The sequence below is a fragment of the Kitasatospora sp. NPDC048545 genome (genome assembly GCF_040651155.1).
In the GTDB taxonomy this organism is placed as follows: Bacteria; Actinomycetota; Actinomycetes; order Streptomycetales; family Streptomycetaceae; genus Kitasatospora.
Window position 1 is genome coordinate 1 of the sequence record NZ_JBEZIQ010000100.1, and the last position, 18,717, is coordinate 18,717.

Sequence of the window (18,717 nt, forward strand, 5' to 3'; positions counted from 1 at the left end):
CACGGCGCTGACGTGCCTTCGCTGTCAGCCCGCCCCCATCCGCATATCGCATGCCAGACGGTCTACAGCGGCAGGTGACCGTCCCTCAGCGAAACAGCAGATCCATCACCCCAAAGAGCTGATGTCAGTATCTACCGCCGTCCACCACGCAGTTCCCCGGGAGGTTTGATGCTGGTGCAACGGGTGCTGATGCCCGACTCGCCGCTTGAGTCGTGGACGGTACTCGGCGACGAGGGCGGCATAGTCGAGCCGATCGAGCGGTACCTGGCCTACCTGACGGCGATCGAGCGGTCACCGAACACGATCAAGGCATACGCCCACGATCTGAAGGACTGGTTCGTCTTCCTCGGCCGACGTGGCCTGGACTGGCGCGAGGTCCGGCTGGAGGACCTGGGCGAGTTCGTCGCGTGGCTCCGGCTGCCTCCCGCGGGCCGCGACGGCGGTGTCACGTTGCTGCCCTCGGCGGAGCATCACTGCGGGGTGACCACGGTCAACCGGAAGCTGTCCGCGGTCAGCGGCCTGTACGTCTTCCACGCACGCCATGGTGTGGATCTTGGTGATCTCGTCACCGAGCTGCAGCCGGTCCGGGCCCGGCGCACGGGCTGGAAGCCGTTCCTGTATCACCTGGCCGGCGGCCAGCCCGAGCGCCGCCGCACGATCAAGCTGAAGACGCCCCGCACGCATCCGACGCTCCTGACCGCCACCCAGGCCCAGGCGATCCTGGACGCCTGCACCCGACTGCGGGACCGGTTCCTGTTCGCGCTCCTGTGGGAGACGGGGATCCGGATCGGCGAGGCCCTGGGCCTGCGACACGAGGATCTGGCTGTGGCGGAAGGCGAGTTGACCGTGACGCCGCGCGTCAACGACAACCGGGCACGGGCCAAGTCAGCCTCGCCCCGCACCGTTCCCGTCGGTCCCGAGATCGTGCGGCTCTACGCCGACTACCTGCACGGTGAGTACGGCGACCTGGACAGCGACTACATGTTCGTCAACCTGTGGGGCGGCTCCTACGGGCGCCCGCTGACCTACGCCTCCGTCTACGACCTGGTGCTGCGGCTGCGGCGCGAGGTCGGGTTCGACTTCGATCCCCACTGGTTCCGGCACACCCGGGCCACCCTGCTTCTGCGGCAGGGGGTGCCGATCGAAGTGGTCAGCACGTTGCTCGGACATTCCTCGATCGCCACCACGCACGACATTTACGGTCACTTGTCCGTGGAGGACGCCCGCCGGGCCCTGGAGGCCGCCGGATTCCTGACCGGCCGCGAGGTGCGCTGGTGAACGACGCGATGCCTGCCACTCCGGCCCCCGGAGCCGGCCTGCTCGGCAAACTGATGGCCGCCGTCCGGCCGGAATTCCGCGTGGACGTATTCATCCCCGCGCCCGGTGAACTGATCTTCGGGCTGGGCTCGTGCCGGGTTCCTGGATGCCCGCGCCAGCCCCGCACCCGCCAGCTCTGCCGGGGCCACTACTACCGCTGGCAGCGGCGAGGGAAACCGGACGTCGAAGCCTTCATCGCCGATCCCGGGCCCGATCCGATCGGGCGGTCGGAACTGACGGCGTGCGCAGTCGCCGGATGCCGCTTCGGAGCGGCCCGGCAGGGCCTGTGCGTGCGCCACCACGGATTTTGGGAACGAGCGGGCCAGCAGCCCGACAAGAGAACGTGGGTAGCCGGCCTGCCAACTGTCGAGGACAGCGGCCAGCGGGTCTGCCGGCTGTCGTTCTGCACCTTGTGGGCCCAGGGGAAATCGGCGTTCTGCCACAACCACACCTCCCGGTGGCAGGCCATCGGCAGGCCCGAGACCGAGGAGTTCGTGCGCCGCTGCGAGGCCGCCGGGGACGACCGGTTCGACTTCCGGCCGCTTGGCGGGAAACGGCAGCTGCGGCTGGAGCTGCAATACGCCCTCCAGTGCCGTCACGACGAGCGGCAGGTCAACACCCACAGCTCGGCCGTCGCCCCCGTGATCCGGCTGGTCGCCGCCAGCGGCACCGCGTCGTTGCTGGAGTGGCCGATGGAGCGGTGGAGCGAGTACTACGCCACCGGACGCGGCTCCAGCCACAGCCAGAACGGGCAGCTGGCCTTCCTGCGCTACGCGTACACGCACCTGGAGGACCTCACCCACGGCAGCGGCTGGGAGAGCGAGTTCCCGCGTGATGTGTGGGAACTGCGCCGGCTCGGCATCGAGGGCACCCGGGCCCGGCTGCGGTTCGACCGCATCCTCCAGCCGTGGCTATGCGAGCTGGCCAAACGGTTCGTGCGGTGGCGGCTGAGCGTCGGCCGCAGCGTCAACCAGGCCGTCATCGACATCCTGGCCCTCAACCGGTTCTCCGGCTTCCTGGCCGACCCCCGGGTTGCCGCCGACGAGCCGGCCCGCGTGGATCGGGCCGTGCTCGAACGCTACCTCGCCGACCTGGCCCTCGACCCACGCTCAACGCATTCCCGCAGCCGGGACATCAGCTCGCTGAACGCCTTCTTCCATGCCGTGCGCCGCCACGGCTGGGACCAGGGCCTCCCGGCGAACGCGACCTTCTACCCCGATGACTTCCCCCGCCCTGACAAGCGGCTGCCTCGGGCTCTGGCCGAGCACGTGATGGCCCAGGTCGAACAGAGCGCCAACCTCGACCGCTGGCACACCCCCGACGGCCGGGTCCTGACCTTGATCCTCATACACTGCGGGCTGCGGGTCGGCGACGCCTGCCACCTGGCCTTTGACTGCATCATCCGGGACGCCGACGGCGCCGCCTACCTGCGCTACCTCAACCGGAAGATGAAACGCGAAGCCCTGGTCCCCATCGACGAGGAGGTCGAGGGCGAGATCGCCGCCCAGCAGCAGCGCGTCCTTGAGCGTTGGCCCGGCGGCAGCCGGTGGCTGTTCCCGGCGCCCCGGATGAACCCGGACGGCACTCGGCCACTGACCACGCACTCCTATCGCGGCCAGCTCGACCGCTGGCTGGAGCGATGCGACGTCCAGGACGAACACGGCCGACCGGTCCATCTGACGCCCCATCAATGGCGCCACACTTTTGGAACCAGGCTGATCAACCGGGACGTCCCGCAGGAAGTCGTACGCGTCCTTCTCGATCACTCTTCGGGCGAGATGACTGCCCACTATGCCCGGCTGCACGACTCCACGGTCCGCCGGCACTGGGAGAAGGCCCGCAAGGTCAACATCAAGGGCGAGAGCGTCACCGTCGATCCCGACGGCCCTCTGGCCGAGGCCACCTGGGCCAAGCAGCGGCTCGGGCGCGTGACCCAGTCCCTGCCCAACGGCTACTGCGGCCTGCCGGTGCAACGGACCTGTCCGCATGCCAACGCGTGTCTGACGTGCCCGATGTTCGTCACGACCCCCGAGTTCCTGCCGCAGCACCGCGAGCAGAAGCAGCAGCTGCTGCAGATCGTCTCCGCCGCCGAGACCCGCGGCCAAGCCCGCGTGGTCGAAATGAACCGCCAGGTCCTCGGCAATCTGGAGAAGATCATCACCAGCTTGGAAGACGACCTCGGACAGCCGGAGGCGACTGCCGATGCGAGCTGACAACAGCCAGCACATCGTCGACGCCGCCCGTCGCCGCAGCGAGTACACCCGCGCCAAGGCCGTCCAGGCCCTCCGCTCCCTCAACCTGGCGGGCGAGCCGGTGACCTTCGAGACTGTCGCGAAGCGGGCCGCAGTGTCCCGGTCCTGGCTCTATGCCCAGCCGGACCTGCGAGAGGAGATCGAGCGGCTGCGGGCAGCACACCGCCGCGACCCCAGTGCCCCGGTTCCTGCACGTCAGCGCACCTCCGACGCTTCCTTGCGGCGACGCCTCGAAGCCGCCAACGCCCGCATCCGGCGCCTCACCGAGGAGAACCAGCAACTTCGCGAGCAACTCGCCCGCGCACTCGGCGAACAACGCGCCGCGACAACTCGCACCAGCCCGCCCCAGGCAGGCGCGAGCGATCCCATATCGGCGTGCACATGAATGTGCCCAGCCAGGTACGAGTGAACGTGCTCGGTTCTGGGGGCCTGCCCGGGGGTGACGCAGGCGCCGCTGGTGGGCTCTCTGGCGCGCGCTGGCGCCGCTCGTCAGCGCGCCTCTGCTCCGCTGGGCTGGTTGCCCGCCGTACTCCGGTGATACCGGGCGTCCTTCCCGGGCCAGCTGCGGTCGATGAACGGCGGGCGGTCCACCCGCTCGAAGCATCGCAGCAGGAACTCGGTGAAGGTGCCGGCGGTCTCGAACCACTCTCCGATCTCGCTCCAGACGATGATGCGCCAGTCGTCCGGGTCCGGTTCCACGGCGAGGAAGTAGTACGTGTTGCCCTGCTCGTCGTGCCCCCAGTTGATCAGACCGCCCTCCTCGGGATGGAACGGCCATGGGTACAGTTCGGGGTCATTCATTCCCTGCCACCCCTGGTGCCAGAGCCGCTCCGCCTCCTCGTGGCTGCCGTCCATCGGCCGGTCCAACCGCACGTATCCGTCTACGGCGCCGGGCCCGAAGAGGTCCAGAAACGCCTTGTAATCGGTCGGCAGGGCCAGGCCCAGGTAGGCCTCCGACGCTTGCCACAACTCCGGCCGCGCCTGGCCCCACCACTCCGGCTTGCCAAGCCGATCTCTCAACTTGTCCAGCGCCGTTGCTGGCATGACCGCCCCCATCTGCCGTGTCCCATTGGTGCTGGAAGCATCCTGCCGCCACGGACCGACAGAACGGCGCCCGCCCTCGCATCAGGCCCGGCAATACGGCCGGCCGACCGGTCCGAGCTGAGCACGTTCATCCGTACTTGGCTGAGCACCTCAACGAGTACGCGGACATCCCAGGTCAATAACGATCGGCCCGTGCTGAAAGGACTCCCAGTGCCTGCATCCGCTACGTCACGGACAACCACCGCGACGCAAACATCCAGGTCAACAGCCCGCCGAACAAGCGAACCCAAGATAATCCAGGATCAGGTCGGCCACCGCTACGCCTCGACGACGGCCCTCTACACCGGCGTCAGCGGCGACTTCATGAACACGATGATGCGCACGGTCCTGGACCGCGCTCTGCGCAACGGACAGTAGGGAATCGACGTGACGGCAAAGCTGGACTACCGCTGGCACCTGCGAGAGGTGATGGCCACCCGCGGCATGTTCTCCACTACCGACCTGCGCCAGCCGCTGGCCGAACGCGGGATCGACCTGTCGCCCAGCCAGACCTACCGCCTGGTGGTCGAGCGGCCGGAGCGGCTGAGCCTGAAGACGCTGATGGCCCTCCTGGACATCCTCGGCTGCACGACGGACGAGCTGATCGAGCCCGTCGCTGCGGCCAGCACCGGGCGCCGCAAGGCGGCAGCGGCTGGCTCGGCCACGGGCTCGAGCGACGGACCGTCCGGAGTCGGCGAGTTCAGGCCCCGCCGGGCCCGCATCGTCTCCGAGTAGGCGGATTCCGTGGCCGACCACCTGCCGCAGTTCGCGGCCGAGCCCGAGCGCGTCATCGTCGAAGCCGTCCTGACGGCCGATCCCCAACTGCCGGCCGCCGACGTCGAGGCCGTCTTGGTCGCCGCCGTGCGGCGCCGACCCGACCGGCGCCAGCTCGCCGAGGCACTGGACGCCGACCCCGAGCTGCTGACCTCCGCCCGGGCCGAGGGCCCCAGGAGCATCGAGCACCTGATCCGCGCGCTGATCGACCATGGAGCCCGCCACCTGCGCCTGCCCCGGTGCAGTCGTTGCCAGAAGGAACGCCCGCTTCCCGCCCGCAACGGTGACCAGCGGATCTGCACGCCGTGCAAGGGGCGGCTGATCGCGCTCGCTAACCCGTGCGTGATCTGCGGTGGCACCAACTTCGCCGTCCGCGACCGGAACGACCAGCCGCGCTGCCGGCGCCACCTGCCCGAGCCGGACCGGGACGTCTTCACCGAGCTCAGCGAGCACGTCGCGGCCCTGCCGATCGGGCTGACCTTCGACACCGCCGCGGAGGCGATACGCGAAGCCGTCCCGAGCCGCCACGGCCAGCTCCGTCTCCTGTGGGCGCTGGAGGACCAACCCGACCTGTTGACCGAACACGCCGTCACCGGCCCGCCCAAGACCCTTCTGCTGGTAAAGGCCCTCGCTGATCGCGGCGCGGCCGGACTGAGCGAGCCGCTGTGCCCCTTCTGCAAGCTCCGCCCCGCGCGGTCCCTCGACCGCGACGGCATGCGCTGCTGCAAGAACTGCTGGCGCAAGGCCCGCGCCGAACCGTGCTCGGCCTGCGGACGCAGCACCTGGGTGGCCGCCCGCACGTTCGACGGCGCCCCGCTGTGCACGTCGTGCCGTGGCCACGACGCCTTCCACCACCAGACCTGCATCCGATGCGGCACCGCCGGACGCCCCGTCCAGCGCACCGCAGACGGCATCCTGTGCCGGCGCTGTTCCGAGAAGCCGATCGCCACCTGTTCCGTCTGCGGTCGGTCGAAGCCGGTCCACCACGCTCAGACCAGCACCCCGATCTGCGGCTCCTGCTCGACCCGAGCCCAAAAGCCGAAGACCTGCAGCCGGTGCGGCACCGAGCGGCGCGCCAACTACCGCACCCCGGACGGCCGGCCCTTGTGCAAGCCCTGCGGGCAGCCGCGAGTACCCTGCCACACCTGCGGTAACACCCGCGTCGTGCACGGCCGGACGCCTGACAACGAACCGCTCTGCGAGGGCTGCTGGTCCAAGCACCCGGTCGCCCGCCGACCGTGCAGCGAGTGCGGGACCGCGGAGAAGCTCTTCCACCACGGCCTGTGCGTGGCCTGCAGCGCCCCTCGCGCCCTTCACGCCGCGCTGGGCGGCGACACCGGCACGATGCGCGCCGAGGTCGAACCGGTCTTCCATGCGCTTCTCCACGTTCTTCCTCCTCTCGCTGTTCTGCGGTGGACCCGTCCTTCGACGACGTCCCGCCGACTGCTCGGCCAGCTGGCCGCGGGTTCCGGTCCGGTCACCCATGCGGAGCTGGACCGGCTCGGCCCACCCAAGGCCGTCAAGACCGTGCGCTCCGCCCTCGTCGCCGGCGGGGCCCTGCCCGCTCGCGACGAGCGGCTCGCCGATCTGGAGTCGTGGCTGGCGAGGACCTACACCCGCGTCGCGAACCCCGACGATCGGAAGGCCCTTCGCAGCTTCGCGACCTGGTACCACTTGCGCCGCCTCCGCCGTCTACCGGAAGGCCAGCCCGTCACCGCGGGCCGGGCCATCGCCGTACGGCACGAGGTCCGGAACGTCGTGCGTCTCCTGGAGTGGCTCGAGCAGCAGGGCGCCGCGCTGGGCACTGCCACCCAGGACCACGTCGACGCCTGGCTCGCCGAAGGCCCGGTCCAGCGAGTGCTCGTTCGCAACTTCCTGCTCTGGGCCAGCCGCCGCGGCCACGCCAACGGACTCCAAGCACCTTGGTACCGAGGCGACTTCACCCTCGCCGTGATCGCCCAGGACCACCGCTGGTCCCAGGTCCAACGCCTGGTCGGGGATGACACGCTCGACGTCGTGGACCGCGCGGCAGGTCTCCTTCTTCTCCTGCTCGCCCAACCGCCCAGCCGGATCAGCATCCTGCGAACCGACCAGGTCACCGACCACGGCGACAAGGTCACGCTCCAGCTCGGCCGGACACCGGTCGACCTGCCGCCACCTCTCGACGACCTAATCCGCGTCCTCGTTCAGCGACGCACCGGCCGAGCAGCCGCGACACCCCTCCAGGAGTCGAACTGGCTGTTCCCCGGCGGCCTGGCCGGCCGCCCGATGAGCCCCGAGCACCTTGCCCACCGCCTGCGCGGGATCGGCATCCATCCCCGGGCAGCCCGGAACACAGCCCTCATGGACCTCGCGGCCGAACTACCCGCCGTCGTCGTCAGCCGGCTGCTGGGCTTCCACCAGAACACCGCCGACACCTGGCAGCGCGAAGCCACGGGTTCCGGCACCGAGTACGCCGCAGACCTCACCCGCCGCTGACCTCTACCGCAACCTACGCTGTCGGGCTCTGCGCAGAAGTGCAGGCTGACAACCGTCATCAGCAGTCCATCTTTAGCGACCGTCAGCTGAGTCCGGGGCACACTGGTAAAACTTCGGGCGGATGGCGGCTCAATGGTCTTATGGTTTCGGCCATGGATGCAGAGCAATTGAAACGTTCGTCCCAGAGATGGATGGAGGCCGCCCTCGCTGCCTTCGTCGAGGGCCCCGACAGTTACGACTTCGCCGTTCACCATGCTGGCGTCGCGACCGAACACCTGCTCAAGGCGTACCTTGCTGGACTCCATCCGGCGTTGATCGTTGATGGTCGGCACTTCGACTCCCTGCTGCATGCCACGGGCCTGGGTGTCCACGCCACTCCGTTGACCAAGCTCAGGACCATCGGCCTCGCCGAGGCACATGAGCGGGTCCTGAAGCTCTTTCCGCGAAAGATCCCGATTGACAAGAAGGCTCTCGAGCCTCTGGCGGATGCCCGTAACGGAGTCGCCCACAGCGCGATACATGACTCGGCGCAATCTGCGGCCGTATTCACGATTTGCCTGCGCCTGGTCGATCCGATCCTCGAAGAACTGAAAATTGAACCCAGTGGCTACTGGGGTCCATATCTAGTCCTGCATGACAAGCTTGTCGACGAACAGGTCCGAAGGGAACGTATTACGGCAGAAGCTCTACTGGTTAAAGCCCGCGCGATGTTCGCACAGCGGTTCGGACACATGTCAGGCAAAGAGCGGGATGTCGTTCTGGCCGCGATCACCAGTCAGCCGATGATCACTGCAGTCAAGGAGGCCCCGAAGGAGTGCCCGGCCTGCGGGTCTCAGGGGTGGGTGGCTGGCGAGGTGAGCGTCTACACCCACGGCGGCGCTGGCTTGGAAGGGGTTTACGTCACTCCCTATGGATTTCATTGCGCGGCGTGCGACCTCGAAGTGGGCGGCAGCCTCCTCGTCCACCTGGGCGATCTGGACGAAGACGTCCTCTTGGAGGAGGACCCCTACGACTACGTCGATGATGAAGAGCCGATAGACGAGGACATCGCCAGGGGACGCTGAAGGTCGGCTCGATACCAACACAGAGCTGCCCATCAGCGGTTCACTGCCCAGGCCAGCCCATTCCGCATGTTGCGATCGCCGTAGTTACCAATAAGAAGTAGACGCGCCCCCCGGACGCCGAGGGCTCCGTACAGGTGGCTTCGCGCGAAGCCCGGCGCACGAAGCGGACGACCGCGAACTCGCGCTCGTTCGCGCCCGGCCAATTTCAGAGAACCGACCCCGCCGAGGTGGCCGCTCTGGCATGCTCACCCGAATGCAGCAGGCTCCGGATGAACGAAGCCTCACACAGAGTCAAATATCGGGCCGGGGTGAGCAGTGCAGTACACGATCAGCGCGACGGCGTTCCTCGCGATCCTCATCATCATCCGACTCCGGCGCCGCACCGAGGCCCGCAGCCGCACCGACGAGGCGTTCACCGTCTTCACCGCCGTCACCTTCGGCGTCCTGATCGCCGCCACCGCCTGGGGCCACGCCATCCTCCAGCTCGTCGGCATCGCCGTCGAAGCCACCCACTGACCCCTCCCGCTACGACGGCCCGTAGGAAGGACACCCACGTGATCAGGCCCCGAGCAGCGCATGGCTAGCCGCAGGCCGCCGGCACGACGACGCCGAGGACGCGGACCCGCACGACGCGACGACGCGACCTGGCTCGCCTACGGACTCCTGACACTTCTGGCCTTCAGTGCCGCGGCCGCCGTCCTGCGGTGGCTGGCCGCGAACTGGTGGATCCCGGTCGCCGTCGCCCTCACGGCCGGCGCCGCCGCCGTAGTCGTCCTGCGGAGCCGGGCCCTGGCCGCCCGCGAGGACCGGCTGCGCGCCGCCCGGCTGCGCCTGGCGCTCGGCGGCCCGGGCGGGATCGACCACATGACCCCGGACGCGTTCGAGTTCGCGGTGCGCGACCTGCTGGAGCGCGACGGCTGCCGTGCGCGCAAGGTCGGGAGGGCGAACGACCAGAGCGTGGACGTGCTCGCCGAGGATCCGACGGGACGGCGCTGGGCCGTGCAGTGCAAGCACAAACGGGACCCGATCGGCGGCAAGCCGGTGGGAGTCGGAGTCCTGTACGCGCTCGCCGGAACCTACCAGCGCGCCCACCACGCCCAGCTCGCCGTCGTCGTGACCAACGGCCGTTTCTCCCGCGAGGCCCACCGCTGGGGAACCGAGCAGGGCATCCACCTCGTCGACCGCACCACCCTCGCCCGCTGGGCCGCCGACGGCCGCCCCCTGTGGAACCTCCTGCCCCACATCCCCCACCCCCGCAACGGCCGACAGAACTGACCGGGACAGCCGGCACTGCCGTCCGGGCCTGGCCTCCCTGTTACGTGCTGTCGGCCGGCGCGCGCGGTGTCCCACCGACGAACACCGCGCCCTCGCCGGATGATGCCGGGCCTGACTCCGGGGCACATCAGGCTCCTTGGCACCACAGGTCGCAGCCGTCTCCCGCCCGCCCCGGCCCGGCCCGTTCCCCGTGCTGGTGGTCACCGCCGTGCCCAGGCCGGACGGACAAACTCGTGCCAGACGGTCCGCACGACCAGGCCGCCCGGGGTGAGGTGCTCGCTGGACCAGATCCGACAGCACCCGCCACCGCCCGGCCGAACCAAGGCCGGCAGCCAGGCAGCCATGCAGCGCGGACCGCAGCTGCGGGAGCGGACACAGCCGGTGCGGACGGGACGGCGGCGACGGCGGCAAGGGAGGTGGTACGGCTTCCCGGCTGACGGCCCCACGCCAGCCCAGGGGCTTTGCCGGGAACCGCCGTTCGACCGCTCCGGTAGCACGGGCTCCCGGTTTTGTCGCGACCACCGCTCCCGGCCGCGCCGCGATCAGCCGCGCAGACCCCGCCACACCGGCTGCCGGAGCCGGCCGGCGTCGGTGAGTTCGAGGAACTCGACCTCGGCTCGCAGTTCGGGTCGGACGAACCGGACCACGGTGCCGCGCGGCAGTCCCAGCCCGGCGGCGGTGAAGGGGGACAGCGGGGTGTCGAGGCGTCGCAGGACGGCCGCCAGGGCGCGGCGTTCCGCACCGGTGAATCCGCTGCCGACCGAGCCGACGAACGTCAGCCGGCCTTCGGCTTCGAGTGGGACGCCGGCCAGGACGGCGTGGACCGAGGCTTCACCGGGGCCGCCGGGCAGCCAGCCGCCGATCACGACGTCGGCGGTCCTCAGGTGTTTGATCTTGACCCAGTCCCGGGAGCGCGTGCCCGGCCGGTAGGGGGAGTCGGAGCGTTTGGCGATGACGCCTTCCAGCGTGTGTTCCCGTGTCCAGCCGTAGGCCTCGGCGACCGAATCCCACACCGGCGGGACCCGCAGGCCGGGCCGTTCCAGCTCCAGGCCCTCCAGTAGTTCGCGCCGGCGCGCGTAGGGCTCCGCGAGCAGTGACCGCTCCCCGGTGTGCAGGAGGTCGAACGCCACGAACACGGCGGGGGCGGCCGCTGCCGCGGCCCGTACCGCTGCGGGACGGGTGCGGTGGACGCGGCTCTGAAGGGCCGCGAAGGAGGGTCGGCCGCCGCGCATGACCACGAGCTCGCCGTCCAGGACAAGCGGGCCGCGCACCGTCAGTGCCTCGGCCACCTCCGGGAACCGGTCGGTGAAGTCCGTGCCGTGACGGCCGACCAGCCGCACCGGCGCGGCCTCGGGCACGTAGGCCACGCACCGCACCCCGTCCCACTCCACCTCTCCGATCCAGCCGGGTCCGGACGGCAGCGGTCCGGCCGTCGCAAGCATCGGCTCGACGTGCGGCAACCTCACCTGTGCGGATCCCCGGGGGCTCATACCTTTCAGGGTGCAGCCGTCCGGGCCTGCCGCGGGGCCGGATACGGCCGGTCGGCGGACAGCGAGCGGCGAGCCGGCGTTCCCTGCACGGGGCAGCGTGGCCGGCGCTCGCAGCGTCGCCGGTGGGCGGTGGCGCACGTCCCGGGCTGGCTCGCAGCGACCGAGACGGCCGTCCGTCTCGCACGTCGGCATCCGGTGTGCGGCGGGTGCACCGCTGCCGGCTGCGCCTGTGCCAGGGGCTGTCAAGCCGAGGGGGCCGGTGCGTCCGGTCCGGCGATGAGCGCGGCGACCAGGCGGTGGATCAGCCGGGGGTTGTCATCGGACTGGGTGCTGCCGTGCATGCGCAGGTGGTGGACCGTTCCGGCGAGGGCGAGGGCGAGCATTCCGCAGTCGGCGTGTGCGGGGATCCTGCCGAGCCGTTGCTCTGCCTCCAGGTAGCGGGCGAGCGCGTCCTCGACCGCACTGGGTCCAGGGGCCCCGGCCTCCCAGGCCTGCCGCACCCGCTCCACCACCACCTGCCTGGACATCGCCGTCGCCGTGAGCGCCGGCCCCTGCGTGCCGAGCATGGCGAGCGCCACGCGGAACAGGTTCTCCCGTACGTCGCCGTGTCCGGCCTGCTCCGGGAGGGGGCGAACCTCGGCGGCGAGCCGCTCGAAGCGGTCCAGGACCAGTTGCGCGATGAAGTCGTCCAGGTCGGCGAAGTGGTTGTACAGCAGGCCCTTCGCGCAGTCCGCCTCTGCGGTGACCGCACGGTTGGTCAGGCCTGCGGTCCCCTCCCGGGCCAGCACGCGCTCGGCCGCCGCGAAGAGCCGTTCCCGCACATCGACGATCGCTACACCGCGTGGTGACATCAGGCCCTCCTGGCAGGGTTGCATGTATGGGCATGTGCCCATACCTTCGTATGGGCACATGCCCATACTAGCTGTCCGACAGGAGTGATCTCATGCGTCAGCTCGTCAACACCCGGCAGTCCGAGGCCTGGAACGGCGACGAGGGCCGGCACTGGAGCGATCGCCACGACCGCTGGAACGCGGTCAACGAGGGGTTCGACGCCCCGCTTCTGGAGGCGGCCGGAATCCGCCCCGCAGACCGCGTGCTGGACGTGGGCTGCGGCGCCGGCCAGACCACCCGGCTCGCTGCCCTGGCGGCAACGCCGGGGTCGGCCCTGGGTCTGGACCTCTCCGCCCCGATGCTCGCCCGGGCCCGCGCCCTCGCCGCCGAGGAGGGCATCGACCGGATCGCGTTCGAGCAAGGCGACGCGCAGATCCACCCGCTGCCGACCGCCGGCTTCGACGTCGCGATCAGCCGCTTCGGGATCATGTTCTTCGAGGACCCGGTCGCGGCGTTCGGCAACATCGGCCGGGCCCTGCGCCCGGGCGGCCGGATCGCGTTCGTCTGTATGGCCGACCCGGCCCGGACCGAATGGGTACAGGTCTTCGACGCGGTACGCGCCGTGCTGCAACTCCCCGCGCAGGGCGTCAGCATCCCCTCGGGGCCGGGGATGTTCTCGCTCGCCGACCCCGCGGTGATCCACCAGGTCCTCGCCGGGGCAGCCTTCACCGACGTGCGGGCCGAACCCGTCGAGGCCCAGGGACAATTCGGTCGCGACATCGATGACGCTGCCGACCACCTGCTGGGCTCGGGCCCGGTGCGGCACCTGGCGAGTCTCCTCGGTCCCGCCGGCACCGACGGCCCCAGCGCGGCCGGGCAGGTCCGGGACGCGCTGACCAGCGCACTCGCCGGGTACGAAGGGCCCGGCGGCGTCCAGCTCCGCACCTCTGCCTGGCTGGTCACCGCCGCCCGTCCCTGACCCGGTCGGCCGTGCCGGCCGATATCCGGCAGACCGGGATATCGCCGCGGCAACGCCCCGGCCCCGGGCCGCTCGGCCGACCGGAAGCCTCGGAGCCGATCCACCGGGCCGCAATCTCCGTCAAAGGCGGCGCAGGACCGCGACGACCTTGCCGAGGATGGTGGCGTTTTCGCCGTCGATGGGCTCGTAGGCGGGGTTGTGCGGCATATGCCGGGTCCGGGCGCCGTCGCGCTTGAGGCGTTTGACAGTGGCCTCGCCGTCGATCATCGCAGCCACGATGTCGCCGTTCTCGCCGACGGGCCGGCGGCGGATGACAACGGTGTCCCCGTCGGTGATGGCGGCGCCGGTCATGGAGTCGCCGCGGACTTCCAGGGCAAACAGCGGGAACAGTGCCGTTCGCGCGGGCGGCCTGGCGGGCGGCGCGCAGGGCGGTGCGGGCCAGGCCGGCGTCGCTGCTCGACACATCTGGCGGTCGCCGCCTCGCGGGTCTGCTCGGCGGCCACGGGAGCAGGATGTGGAGGCGGCTCAGCGGACGTCGATGGTGAACTGGCGCTTGGTCTGGTCCGGTCCGCCGGAGAACGTCCCGCCTAACCGAACCCGGCCCCGGCACCATCGCTACCCATGGTCCTCCCCCATCCCCCCGATACGGTCCGCAGACCGCCGGACAGCATGACGTCAGCCTCACCGCCCCGAACCAACGAGGACGCCAACGCAGAACGGTGTACGCACAATCCGCCAGACCTGCGCGAAACGGGCACAGAATCACGAGGAAGTCTCGGCGAACCGGCCTGCGGAACGGAACAAGGACAGCGTCCGGGTGCTGTGACCGCATCCGTTCGCCGGATTGATGGTGACGAGGGGTGAACCGGTTGGATGTGGGTCGGCACAGCTGGCTTCCTGCCGGCGACGCGCCGCCGACGCTATGCCAGGGAAGCCCTTCGAAGGCTCCGCGAGTCGTGGATGGCCACAGAAACACTTCTCTTGGCCGTCACTGCCGTGATCGGCGGCCAGGACCGGTCAACACGCTCGAAATCGCGCGGCAACTCCTTGCGCTCGAACCGCCGGTCCCCAGCCGACGGACCGGCCGGGACGGCCGTAACTGTCCCCATAGCTGTCCGGATCGGCCCGGCCGCGCCGATCTGGCACCCGCTCAGCAGCCGGGGCGGGAGGCCGTGCGGATGGACGGAGCTGTAGGCGCCGGGTGGCCTACCGTCCGGTCCGCGGCAGGACTCAGTGTGCCGACATGCTCGACACCTGCACCTAGCCGATGTGGTCGGCCCACTCGCTGGCCACCGGGCGGGCCGACCACGCCTGCGGCCCCCGACGAGACACCGGGGGTTGCTGATGCTGTCCGGGGATCAGAGAAGGGTCACGGCCCCCTGGTAGTCCGAGATGTTCCCCGACTCGGTGACCTTGACCACGACGCCGAAGCCTCCGTTCGCCACCCCGCACCACTTCTCAGGGGTGTCGTAGGTGCGCTCGTAGTCGTTGTAGGAGATCCAGTCGTAGCTGGACCCCTCCGCGCCCGGGTACTGCCCGCACTGCGAGATGACCATGAACCACGCGCGCTCGTCCGTGTCCCCGCGCTGAAGCAGGTTGTAGGTCATCTGGAGGTAGTTCGCGTTGATCTCGTTGGCGCACATGGAGATCCGCGCACCGTGCGTGGTGCTGAGCGTGGTGCAGTGCTGCGCGGCCTGCGCCGGGCCTGCTCCGAGCCCGACGACGCCCGCGGCGGCCAGACCCAACGCCGCGCCCACCGAAGCAAGCCTCTTCACGATCGCCATGTCACCAGCTCCAGGTGTCGCCGACGCCGCCGACAGACGTGTTACCGCCCGATTCGGAGATCCAGCCGGTAGCCCAGGTGATCTGCGAAGCCGCACACACCACCTCGAAGTTCTTCGATGGCTCGGAGTAGTCGTTCCCCGAGACATCCGTGTAGGTGCCCTTCCCGCAGCCCGGCGTGTAGAGCGTGAACCAGACGCGCTCGTCGGTGCTCCCCCGCCGGATGACGTCGTAGTGCAGCGTCACGTCCCACGGATTGACCCGGGACGCGCAGACGTTGACCCGCGCGCCGTTGTAGCTGTCGAGCTCCTGGCAGCCGCTGTAGGCTTGCGCGCTCGTCCCGGTTAAGCCCACCAGGCCGGCGGCGAGCAACCCGACGGTCGCTCCGCTCGCGGCCAGGCGCTTCGTGACTCGCATGGTTCTCCCGTCCGCCCCCGGCCCTCGGGGGCGCCACGGCGGAGTCTGGTGCAGCGGCCACGAGCGCGCATCATGTTCAGCACAAGAAGAAATCCCGCTTCCGGTTCCCCACAGCGTCACAGACCTATGCCGTAAAGCACGTTGTGCTCCTCATCCCACTCAAACGCGACTACGAGACGACCGGAGCCTGCGCGCCCCAGTGGGTCAAGTACGCTCCCGCGCCAAACCTCCGGCGCCAAACCTCCTGCGCCGAACCGGTGGCGGCCGACTTCGCGGGCGGTGTCGGTGACCGAGGTTCCGAGTGAACCGAGCCGGTCGCCGACGAGCACGGCGGCGAGGCGGACGTCGACGGGTGGTCAGACGGCACCGCCCTGGTCGAGGGTGCCTCACCCGGCTCCTTTTCGAAGGCCTGGCCGAATCTCAGGTGTCTCTGAAGGAGCGACCATGGCGTTCAGGACCAGAGCCGATTTCGAAGTCATCGAATGGGACGAATGCTCCATTTCGCCACCTGTCGGTGTGGGACCGCTCCGGTTCGGTATGACCGTCGACGAAGTGGTTGAGGCGACTGCGAGTCGGCGCTCAGGGTGCGGCCCGAAGGCACAAGTTCCCGTGAGGAGGTGGCGGCCGGGGCCGCCGAACTCGCCCGGCGTGCCGGCTGCGCGCCCGCGCAGCCGGCAGGAGGACTCGCCTCCTGCCGGTGGGTCCTCGACCCGGCCGTTCCGGCTCCGGTGACCGGCCGCACCGTCGGGTCGCCGCCGGCCGACCGGGACCTCACGGCGGAGGAACGTGCGGCCATCGAGGCCTTCCGCGACACCGGGCGCCCCCCGGAGCGGGAACACGCGTTGGGTGCCGCCCGTGTGCTGGGCTGGATCCTCGGCTTCACCCCGGTCAGCCGCTGATCGCGGACGCCTCCCCGGCGCGCACCGAACCGTGCTACCTGTTGTGGCTGCGCGGGCCCACCGGCACGGTCGACGCCCTGCCGGTCACGGCCACCGAACGCCTCCGCCCCGCCGGACACCCCCTGTACGGCGGCGGCGACGGACACCTGATCGTGGAGATCCTCCGGCGGCGGCCACCGCGCGCTCACCCGCCCCGCCCTCGGGGCGGCGAGGACGGACGCCGGATTCGGGGCGGGCGCGCGGCAGCCGTCCATGGTGTGCGACTCGTCCGCCCCGCCGCTCCGTCCGACCAGCGGGCCAGGTCGGCGCCGTCGGTCGCCTGAGCGTGCCCCGGCGGCGGAGACCGTGCCGTGGTGCGAGGGGGGCGCCCGGCCGGGACCGGCGGGTGGGCTCACCGAGCGGGGTTCAGCGGCACAGGGTGCGCAGGGTGGTGAGGCAGTCGGCGGCCCGGCGTTGCGGGTCGGTGTCGGTGCCGACCCAGGCGATCCGGGCGTCCGGCCGGATCAGGACCGCGGTGACGTCCCGCCAGATCGGATGCGCGGCCTCGGTGCGGACGGTGGCTGCCCGCTGCTCCAGACCGCTCACGGAACACGGCGTCCGCGTCCCGTCGAGGTCCAGCAGCAGCAACCGGCCGTGATGCATCAGCGGGTGGGCGGTGGGTGCGTCGGGCGCGTCCAGGGCGAGGCCGGCCAGCCGTGTGCCGATCAGCGGGTGCGTGCCGGGTGCGGTGCCGGCGGGGAGCGGGTCGTCGAAGCCGGCGATCCGACGGGCCCACTGCCGGTTGGTCCGTGGTTCGGCCAGCGCTGCGGACCAGACCTCGCGCAGCGCGATCTGCTCCGGGCTCGCTGCGGCGAACAGGGCGAGTTGCGCCCGGGTGTTGTCGATGACGGCGCGGGCGGCCGGCCGGCGCTCCGTGTCGTAGCTGTCGAGCAAACCGTCGGGGGCCCGGCCCTGGAGGGTGGCGGCCAGCTTCCAGCCCAGGTTGGTGGCGTCCTGGATGCCGAGGTTCATGCCCTGGCCACCGGCCGGGAAGAACATGTGCGCCGCGTCCCCCGCCACCAGCACCCGTCCGGCCCGGTACCGCGTGGCCTGGCGGGTGGCGTTGCCGTAGCGCGACAGCCAGCGGGGGTTGCGGATGCCGAGGTCGCGTCCCACGAGCGTGCGGGTCTGCTCGCGCACCTCCTCCAGGGTCAGCGGTTCGCCGGCGCCGCGGTGCACGGTGGCGGTGGACAGGCCCGCCAGCCGGTGGACGCCGTCGCCGATCGGAGCCGCCAGGAACGAACCGGCCGGCCCGCTGGCGGCGAGCGGGGCGGTGGGCGGATCGTCGAGTTCGACGTCGGCGAGCCACCCGGTCATCGTGGTGTCCTGGCCGGGGAAGCCGATACCGGCCGCGTGGCGCACCGCGCTGCGGGTGCCGTCGCAGCCGACCACCCAGCGGGCCTGCACGGTCCGGTGGGTGCCGCCGGAGCGGATCACGGCCTCGACGGCGTCCGCGTCCTGGGTGAGGGAGACGACCTCCTCCCCGCGCAGCACCCGCGCGCCCACGGCGATCGCGTGCTCCTCCAGGAGCTGTTCGGTGACGGACTGACCGAGCGCCAGCATGAACGGGTGCACCGCGCCGACCGTGGAGAAGTCGAGCCGGGTGGTCGCCGCGCCGAAGTGGCCGGTAGGGACCGGGGTGCCGCGTTCGATGAACCGCTGTGCGAGTCCGCGGGTGGCGAAGGTGTCCAGGGTGCCGGCCTGCATGCCGACAGCGCGCGACCGTCCGTCCGGTGCCGGTCTGCGTTCCACGACGGTCACCTCCACACCGTGCAGGCGCAACTCCGCGGCCAGCCAGAGCCCGACCGGGCCGGCCCCGGCGATGAGCACGTCGAGCATGACAACACTCCCTCTCGGGGTTGGGACGATGGACGATGCGCCACGACGACGGCGCGCCCACGGGCTGGGCCCGGACGACGTCGTGGCGTCGGGTGGACGACGTGGCTCAGCGGGCGCTGCCGAGGTTCCGGTCGCCGTCGGCGCCTTCGAGCATGAGGGTGGTCTCCTCGATGCGGCGGAAGCGGCCGTCGGGGGCGA

At 70.7% G+C, this 18,717-nt stretch carries 16 protein-coding genes and 2 pseudogenes; 10 read left to right on the forward strand and 8 right to left on the reverse strand.

The window, feature by feature from the left end:
- Window positions 1-168: 168 nt before the first annotated feature.
- From AB0D10_RS44440 to AB0D10_RS44450, 3 genes are read left to right on the forward strand one after another with little or no spacing between them, the layout of a single operon-like run.
- Window positions 169-1,278 (forward strand): tyrosine-type recombinase/integrase, encoded by a 1,110-nt coding sequence (locus AB0D10_RS44440; RefSeq protein WP_360268233.1) that lies wholly within the window; start codon window positions 169-171, stop codon window positions 1,276-1,278.
- 53 nt (window positions 1,279-1,331) lie between these two features.
- The gene (locus AB0D10_RS44445; RefSeq protein ID WP_360268236.1) at window positions 1,332-3,530 is read left to right on the forward strand and encodes a site-specific integrase; all 2,199 of its coding nucleotides are present in this window, start codon (window positions 1,332-1,334) and stop codon (window positions 3,528-3,530) included.
- On the forward strand, window positions 3,520-3,954 hold the full coding sequence (locus AB0D10_RS44450) for a DUF6262 family protein (protein ID WP_360268239.1): 435 nt from the start codon (window positions 3,520-3,522) through the stop codon (window positions 3,952-3,954). The genes AB0D10_RS44445 and AB0D10_RS44450 overlap by 11 nt, the downstream gene beginning before the upstream one ends.
- Window positions 3,955-4,058: 104 nt before the next feature.
- Here AB0D10_RS44450 and AB0D10_RS44455 read toward each other — a convergent pair whose 3' ends face one another.
- A complete protein-coding gene (locus AB0D10_RS44455; protein ID WP_360268242.1) occupies window positions 4,059-4,613 on the reverse strand; it encodes an SMI1/KNR4 family protein in 555 nt (184 codons plus the stop codon).
- 426 nt (window positions 4,614-5,039) lie between these two features.
- Between AB0D10_RS44455 and AB0D10_RS44460 the strand changes: the two genes are divergently transcribed.
- The 5 genes from AB0D10_RS44460 to AB0D10_RS44480 all read left to right on the forward strand — a co-directional run bounded on the left by AB0D10_RS44460 (window position 5,040) and on the right by AB0D10_RS44480 (window position 10,243).
- Window positions 5,040-5,387, forward strand: coding sequence for a helix-turn-helix transcriptional regulator (locus AB0D10_RS44460; protein ID WP_360268244.1), 348 nt, complete (start codon window positions 5,040-5,042; stop codon window positions 5,385-5,387).
- A 9-nt stretch (window positions 5,388-5,396) separates the two neighbouring features.
- Window positions 5,397-7,904, forward strand: coding sequence for a hypothetical protein (locus AB0D10_RS44465; RefSeq protein WP_360268247.1), 2,508 nt, complete (start codon window positions 5,397-5,399; stop codon window positions 7,902-7,904).
- A 152-nt stretch (window positions 7,905-8,056) separates the two neighbouring features.
- Window positions 8,057-8,968: a hypothetical protein gene (locus AB0D10_RS44470; protein ID WP_360268250.1), complete on the forward strand. Its 912-nt coding sequence runs from the start codon at window positions 8,057-8,059 to the stop codon at window positions 8,966-8,968.
- 315 nt (window positions 8,969-9,283) lie between these two features.
- Window positions 9,284-9,484 (forward strand): hypothetical protein, encoded by a 201-nt coding sequence (locus AB0D10_RS44475; protein WP_360268252.1) that lies wholly within the window; start codon window positions 9,284-9,286, stop codon window positions 9,482-9,484.
- A gap of 60 nt (window positions 9,485-9,544) precedes the next feature.
- Window positions 9,545-10,243 carry a restriction endonuclease gene (locus AB0D10_RS44480; RefSeq protein ID WP_360268254.1) on the forward strand — a complete coding sequence of 233 codons (699 nt, stop codon included), beginning with the start codon at window positions 9,545-9,547 and terminating at the stop codon, window positions 10,241-10,243.
- A gap of 542 nt (window positions 10,244-10,785) precedes the next feature.
- On the opposite strand, the gene AB0D10_RS44485 is transcribed toward AB0D10_RS44480, so the two are convergent.
- Window positions 10,786-11,709 (reverse strand): hypothetical protein, encoded by a 924-nt coding sequence (locus tag AB0D10_RS44485; RefSeq protein WP_360268257.1) that lies wholly within the window; start codon window positions 11,707-11,709, stop codon window positions 10,786-10,788.
- A gap of 266 nt (window positions 11,710-11,975) precedes the next feature.
- Window positions 11,976-12,584, reverse strand: coding sequence for a TetR/AcrR family transcriptional regulator (locus tag AB0D10_RS44490; RefSeq protein WP_360268259.1), 609 nt, complete (start codon window positions 12,582-12,584; stop codon window positions 11,976-11,978).
- 92 nt (window positions 12,585-12,676) lie between these two features.
- Between AB0D10_RS44490 and AB0D10_RS44495 the strand changes: the two genes are divergently transcribed.
- Window positions 12,677-13,543, forward strand: coding sequence for a methyltransferase domain-containing protein (locus AB0D10_RS44495; protein ID WP_360268262.1), 867 nt, complete (start codon window positions 12,677-12,679; stop codon window positions 13,541-13,543).
- Window positions 13,544-13,663: 120 nt separating this feature from the next.
- On the opposite strand, the pseudogene AB0D10_RS44500 reads toward AB0D10_RS44495, so the two are convergent.
- From AB0D10_RS44500 to AB0D10_RS44510, 3 genes and pseudogenes are all read right to left on the reverse strand, one after another.
- Window positions 13,664-13,924 (reverse strand): annotated as a pseudogene (locus AB0D10_RS44500) (S24 family peptidase); the annotation flags it as partial.
- 977 nt (window positions 13,925-14,901) lie between these two features.
- A complete protein-coding gene (locus AB0D10_RS44505) occupies window positions 14,902-15,327 on the reverse strand; it encodes a hypothetical protein (RefSeq protein WP_360268265.1) in 426 nt (141 codons plus the stop codon).
- Between the two features lies 1 nt (window position 15,328).
- The gene (locus AB0D10_RS44510) at window positions 15,329-15,742 is read right to left on the reverse strand and encodes a hypothetical protein (RefSeq protein WP_360268268.1); all 414 of its coding nucleotides are present in this window, start codon (window positions 15,740-15,742) and stop codon (window positions 15,329-15,331) included.
- A 617-nt stretch (window positions 15,743-16,359) separates the two neighbouring features.
- On the opposite strand from AB0D10_RS44510, the gene AB0D10_RS44515 reads away from it, so the two are divergent.
- A complete protein-coding gene (locus AB0D10_RS44515; RefSeq protein WP_360268271.1) occupies window positions 16,360-16,641 on the forward strand; it encodes a hypothetical protein in 282 nt (93 codons plus the stop codon).
- Window positions 16,642-17,046: 405 nt separating this feature from the next.
- On the opposite strand, the gene AB0D10_RS44520 is transcribed toward AB0D10_RS44515, so the two are convergent.
- Both AB0D10_RS44520 and AB0D10_RS44525 read right to left on the reverse strand, forming a co-directional pair.
- Entirely contained in the window at window positions 17,047-18,519 is a 1,473-nt protein-coding gene (locus AB0D10_RS44520; protein WP_360268274.1) for an FAD-dependent monooxygenase, read from the reverse strand.
- A 106-nt stretch (window positions 18,520-18,625) separates the two neighbouring features.
- Window positions 18,626-18,717: pseudogene (locus AB0D10_RS44525) on the reverse strand (nuclear transport factor 2 family protein); the annotation flags it as partial.